We start from the raw sequence: 6,226 nt of genomic DNA, 5'->3' as shown, positions 1-6,226 counted from the left end.
GGGATCCGAATGGCTCATGACGACGCTTACCCGCCGCTACGACGCGGTGCCATGGGATCCGATCTGAGCCAGGTCGACGGCGTCCCACATGCCCGGATGCTCCTGCGGAGGCCTGAGGACCGCGTCCACCCCGACCATACGTCCACCCCGGTCTTCGTATTTCCCGAGAGACAATGAATAGCATTTTTCAGAATTATAAAAATATAGCGAGATACCAGAGATACCACGACCTGGCCGCGGCGAGAGCGCCGGAATGGATTTCCGCGCGGCGGGTCGCCGGATACTGTCGGCATGCCCCGCTATTTTTCCTTTCTTCCGATGAAATCTGGCTCCGGACCCATCCCGCTGTCCGTGAAGGAACACCGCAACGATGCCGCTTGCCTCAGCCCGGCTCCTGGTAGCGCTCCTGCTGCACGAACAGCACCGCGTCGAGCCCGCGGGTGTGCCTCTCCGTTACCCCTCCCCGCCTCCCGCGGAACGCCATCTCATCGGCGCGGCGACGGCGCTCGCCGCCGGCCGGGCGAAAGGAGCACTGCGGGAGTTGCGGCAGAGCGAACACGACCCGACCGACCCCGATCACATGGCGGCGCACGAGGCGCTCTACCTCGCCGCGCTGGCTCTCGACCTCAACTGGTCCCCTGATGACGTCGGCGTCGTCCGAGCCTGGGCCACGAGGACGTTCGCTCCGCCTCCGGCCGGCTTGGCCAAACCAGCCGGGCCGTCGCGAACCATGACGGACGCCCCGCTGATCGCCTGGACGACGCAGGTCATCTCCCGTCAACGGCACGCGCTGCTCGAACCGACGACCGCGGTCATCTGCGTGCTCGGCGCCGCGATCATCCCCGGCATTCGGGTGGCGCGGGCACAACTGGCCMTGACCGGTCTCCGCGTCGACCACCGCGAAACCGGCCGGAGGCACGAGCCCGGCCCCCATCACATCCCCCATCGCATGTCCTATCGCCTGCCCCGTCACGTGGTCGTGCACGGTCACGGCGCCGATCCGCCGCGCGCCGCACGGACCGCCGACCCTGCCGGAACACTCGTAATGCAGGCCCTGGCCACGGCTGATCTCTTCGTCACCCATCTCGACGAGCTTCCGGTGCCACAGGCGGCGGCGTACGCGCGGATCCTGCGGGCGGATCTGCTGTTCCGGGCGAACCAGGAGGCCGAGGCCGGCATGGCGTTGGACGCGGTCGAGGCCGGCGCCGGGTCCGACCACGCGACACTGGCCCATGCGGCGCTGGTGCGCGGCGACTGGGCCGGCTTCCCGGACGGCGGGGCGCAGACGCTCGGCCGTCGGCCCGGCGGGAGCCGGGTCATCCGGTCGCGAACGGCCTATCCGGAACGCGCGGAGGAACTGTGGCAGCGGGCCCTGACCGCCTACGGGCGCGCCGGGTCGGAGGGCGGGCGCGCCGCCGGACTGCTCCGGCTGGCCGGGGCGCCGACGGCGGCAGGCCGGCCGATCCTGCGCAGGGCCCGGATCGACGAGGCGGCCCGGCGCGCCCGGACAGCCGGCAACGAGGCGCTGACCTGGCTGGCGAGAGTGCAGAGCCAGGCCGAGCAGGCGGTTGCCGGAGAACCGTCCGCAGCGGGACTGCGGGCCATGATGACGGCGCTGGCCGACTGGTCCAGGCTGGAGGGAAGCACGAGTTACGGCCGCGGGCTCGGCCGACTRCTGATCGACGCCGGCACCGCTGGTGACCCCGATACCGGCACCGCTGGTGACTCCGACGACGTCGAGGCGGCGGACCGCGAGGATCCCGGCCGGCGGCCGGTCAGGATCGCTGCCCGGGGAAGGGTGGCGGAGTCGACGGCCGGGAACCGCGGCCGTTCAGGGACCGGACGATCTGCCTGACCAGTTCAAGCTCCGCCGCCGCACCGTCCTTCTTGTCGACGAGATCGATGTAGCTGATGCCGCGCAACAGCCCGGCCGGGTCACAGGTCTCGACGCGGATCGGAATCAGCGTGCGCTTCACGCCGTTGGGATCCGCCTGCCAGGCCGCCTGCCAGGCCGCCTGCATCTTCTCCGAGGCCAGGTAGCTCTTCGACAGCACGGCGAGGGTACGCCGGGACTGCGAGATCCCTTCATGCAGCAGACCGATCTCGTGCTCACCGGGCAGCGCGTCGAGGGCCGCCAGATGCACCGAATGACCACGGCCTTCCAACACGCGGGCAATCCAGGAGCCCCAGGCCTCATCGGACGGATCCGCGGAGATGAGGAAGTCCCACTTCCCGTCCGCGACCGGCCCCTGATCGGAGCCGTTCGACGGGGTCCGCACCACCGGAAACGGGCGCCCCGGCAGCGTGATCCACGCGAGGCCCTCGTACTTGCCCGCCACCGACACCTCGACTCGGCGGTACTGCGCCGGGTCGAGATCCCGCAGCCGCCCGGCCACCGTACTGTGGTAGAACTCGGACGACAGGACGAGTGCCAGTTCCGCGTCCCTGTCCTGTTCCAGCAACTGCCGGACGGGGTCCGCGTCGACCAGCCGGGCTGCGACCACCGCCGCGTCGCCGACGAAACCACTGCCGCCGATACCCACCTCGCCTTGGTGCAGGGCCAACCGCAACCGGATTCGGCCGGTCTCGTCACGCCCCCGGTTGTAGGTCCGCAGCGCGATCCGCAGTTCCCGGACGAACTCGGTCGCGAGGACAGCCTTGGGAGCGTCGGCGGCCACGGCCGCAAGAAAGCCGTCGCCGCGATCCTGGCGCAGCCGGATCGACCGGGGAGGCAGGCCGGCGCCTCCGACCGCCTCATCGACGATCCGGCGCAGCCCCTCCCGCCAGCTCGCCTGCGTCGCGATGTCCTGACGGCTGTAGTGCCTGGCATCCAGGCAGAAGACGCTGACATGCCGCGGGACGCCGTCCTCCCACGGGGCGCCCTCGCCACGGGAAACACCGTCCTCCCGGACGGCGTCGGCGAAGATCCGGTTGCCCCGATAGTCCCGATGCGCCTCGGTGAGGATGCGCCTCCGGCCGTCCGGCAACAGGCCGTTCTCCAACAGCGACGCGAGTTCGGACCAGAACTCGAACGACGACTCACCCGGGTAGAACTGCGGATGGTGCCGACGCGCCAGCCCGGCACGTTCCAACAGATGAGTCGCCTTCATCTGGTTGGTAAAAGTGGCGSAAAGCGCCTCGATCTCCGCCTCGGTCAGCCGGTCCGTCACGAGTCCCCCGTAGGCATGCCCGCAGAAATCCGGCGACGCGACGGTAGGTGGTCCGTCAGYCGGCGGATTCGTCCTCGAATTCTAACCCGTCCCTACCCGTTGTATTGGATGGGTTCACCGACCTTCGGTATCGTGCGCGGGACCGAGCCGCGGGGAGCGTCCGGGTCTCGCGACGGGTGATGACACCCGCCTCCGCGGCACCGACGCCACCGGCACCGCTCGCATGGTGACCGTCCAGCACAAGGCGACGCTGTTCCTCGGCCGCGGTCTRCTCGACCTGTCGCATGGCGCGGCGCAGGATCGGCGGAGCCATGACCGACGTGACGATCGCGACCAGAACGATGATCGTGTACGTCTCGGTGGAGAGCACCCCCAGCCGCACGCCGACGCTGGCCACCACGATCTCGATGACTCCCCGCGCGTTCATGCCGGCGCCCAGAGCGAGACCCTCCCAGGGGGTCAGCCGACTGGCCCGGGCCCCCGCGTACACACCGGCAAACTTGCCGAAGACCGCGACCGCGAGCACGATCACCGCCGCGAGCAGAACCCGGGTTTCACTCAGAGCAGTGAGATCGACACGCAGGCCCGCCGTCGCGAAGAAGATGGGCGCAAGCACCGCCATCACCACGATTCGCAACGGGGCGACACTGGCATGATCCACCAGGCCGGACGACCCGAGGACGACCCCGCCCAGGAAGGCGCCGAACACCGCCTCCAGCTCCAACGCCTGCGTCCCGGCCGCCGACGCGAGCACCAGCACGGCCACGAAGGCCACGACCGACCCGCTCCTGGCGCCGGGATCGGCGCCAGCCCCGGCCCCGGCACCACTCGTGGCAATGATCCGTCCCAGCACGGCCCGGACGACGACCCGGCCGATCGTCAACGCGAAGATCCCCACCCCGAGGACGTAAAGCACCGACAACGCCGTGTCGCCCGCCCGGACACCGGTGGTCGCCATCGCGGACACGACCGCCAGCATCAGCCAGCCAACGGCGTCATCGATGACCCCGCCGGCCAGCGCGAGCTGCCCGACCTCCCGATGGGTCAGACGCATCTCCATGAGCGTCTTCGCCATCACCGGGATGGCGCTCACGCACATCGCCACCCCGAGGAACAGCGCGAAGACCGTCCGGTCGCCGTCGGGGCCCAGCAGGGAGGACGGCATCAGCACGCCGGTGACGATCCCGAAACCCAACGGCAGGAGCAACCCACCGAGGCTGATCCGGGCGACGGTGAGACTGCGCCGGCGGATGATCCGCGTATCAATCTCGAACCCGCTGAGCGCGACCAGGAAGAGGACACCGAGCTGTCCCACCGCGTCGAGCAGGTGGAACTGCGCGGCGTCACGCGGAAGAAACCAGTCCGAGAAGGTCGGCCACAGCGTTCCGAGCAACGACGGGCCGAGGAGCACGCCGACGCAGAGCTCACCGACGATGGYAGGCATCCGCAGGCGCACGGCGACACGTCCGAGCAGAATTGCCAGACTGAGCAGCATGGCGAGCTGAAGCAGGAACAGCAACAGGGAATGCGGCGGGATCGAGGGGACGGGCCGAGTGGACGTGAGGGACAATGTCTCTCCTCGGACGTCTCGCCACCATTGACGGCGGCGAGGGCTCCAGGCCGACGTCCGACGACCGGCAGGCGCATCGGCGACAGGCCAGCCGAGAGCCGGAATYACGGATACCGGATACCGGATACCGGATTCCTCGTCATCCCCCGTCGCCCCCGTCGCCCGCGCGCCTGCGATTCGGTCGGCTGACGCCGCGGGCACCGGCACTGGTACCGGCGTCCCTCAAGAAGAAACCACAACGGACGCCGGAAAGTCCGCCGTTCGTGTCATCTCCCGCCGCATCCGCCGCCTGACACGGAGCCGTGGAGGGATAATCACGTTTCCGGGCCGGCAACCGTGACCGACCCTCCACACGTCCCTCCGCTCCGCCGGCCTGCGCAGGCTTCACCGGCCTGCGCAGGCGGGGAGAAATCGGCTCAGATGAGGCCGAGCGCGCGGACCGCCTCCCGCTCCTCGGCCAGCTCACGCACCGAGGCGTCGATCTTCTCCCGGGAGAAGGCGTCGAGCTCCAGACCCTGCACGATCTCGAACCGGCCGCCGGACGCGGTGACCGGGAACGAGGAGATGAGCCCCTCGGGCACCCCGTAGGAGCCGTCGGACGGGATCGCCGCCGAGGTCCAGTCGCCCGCCGGGGTGCCGTTGACCCAGGTGAAGATGTGGTCGATGGCCGCGGAGGCGGCCGACGCCGCGGACGAGGCGCCGCGGACCTCAATGATCTCGGCGCCCCGCTTGGCGACCCGCGGGATGAACTCGTCGGCAATCCATGCCTGGTCGCCGACCGCCTCGGCGCCGCTGCGCCCGCCCACCTCGGCGTGGAAGATGTCCGGGTACTGGGTAGCCGAGTGGTTACCCCAGATCGTGATCTTCTTGATCTCGGCGCTGGGCACGCCGAGTTTCTTGGCGAGCTGCGCGATCGCGCGGTTGTGGTCAAGCCGAGTCATCGCGGTGAACCGCTCGGCGGGCACGTCCGGAGCGTGCGTCTGGGCGATGAGCGCATTGGTGTTGGCCGGGTTCCCGACGACGAGGACCCTGATGTCCTCGGCGGCACCACTGTTGATCGCCTCGCCCTGCGGCTTGAAGATCCCGCCGTTGGCGGACAGCAGGTCGCCACGCTCCATGCCCTTGGTCCGCGGGCGTGCGCCGACGAGGAGGGCCACATTAGTGCCCTCGAAGGCCCGCTTGGCGTCGTCGAACACGTCCACCCCCGCCAGTAGCGGGAAGGCGCTGTCCTCGAGCTCCAGCGCCGTGCCCTCCGCCGCCCGCACGGCCTGCGGGATCTCCAACAGACGCAACTTCACCGGCGTGTCCGCACCCAGCAGCTGGCCCGACGCGATGCGGAACAGCAGCGCGTAGCCGATCTGACCGGCAGCGCCGGTTACGGTGACGTTGACGGGCGTTGAGCTCACTGGCTTCTCCTGGTGCAGATCACGGAAGATCGGGGTGCGGCCCGTGTCGTCCTCGTAACGATCCCGAGCCGGCCGGGTAA

4 protein-coding genes are annotated in these 6,226 nt (G+C 69.7%); 1 reads left to right on the top strand and 3 read right to left on the bottom strand.

Annotated elements, in window-relative coordinates; genetic code table 11:
• Window positions 1-370: 370 nt before the first annotated feature.
• Complete coding sequence (locus CcI156_RS11115) at window positions 371-1,855, top strand: hypothetical protein (protein WP_076805536.1); 1,485 nt, start codon at window positions 371-373, stop codon at window positions 1,853-1,855.
• On the opposite strand, the gene CcI156_RS11110 is transcribed toward CcI156_RS11115, so the two are convergent.
• The 3 genes from CcI156_RS11110 to CcI156_RS11100 form a co-directional block, all read right to left on the bottom strand.
• On the bottom strand, window positions 1,776-3,170 hold the full coding sequence (locus tag CcI156_RS11110) for a toll/interleukin-1 receptor domain-containing protein (RefSeq protein ID WP_076805535.1): 1,395 nt from the start codon (window positions 3,168-3,170) through the stop codon (window positions 1,776-1,778). The genes CcI156_RS11115 and CcI156_RS11110 overlap by 80 nt on opposite strands.
• Before the next feature lie 55 nt (window positions 3,171-3,225).
• On the bottom strand, window positions 3,226-4,740 hold the full coding sequence (locus tag CcI156_RS11105) for a cation:proton antiporter (RefSeq protein ID WP_254847373.1): 1,515 nt from the start codon (window positions 4,738-4,740) through the stop codon (window positions 3,226-3,228).
• Between the two features lie 416 nt (window positions 4,741-5,156).
• On the bottom strand, window positions 5,157-6,146 hold the full coding sequence (locus tag CcI156_RS11100; protein WP_011437820.1) for a malate dehydrogenase: 990 nt from the start codon (window positions 6,144-6,146) through the stop codon (window positions 5,157-5,159).
• Window positions 6,147-6,226: the final 80 nt, after the last annotated feature.

The organism is Frankia sp. CcI156 (assembly GCF_001983015.1).
Classification (GTDB): Bacteria; Actinomycetota; Actinomycetes; order Frankiales; family Frankiaceae; genus Frankia; species Frankia casuarinae.
The sequence above is the reverse complement of the archived record's forward strand: the minus strand, read 5'-3'. Positions and strand labels throughout refer to the sequence as shown.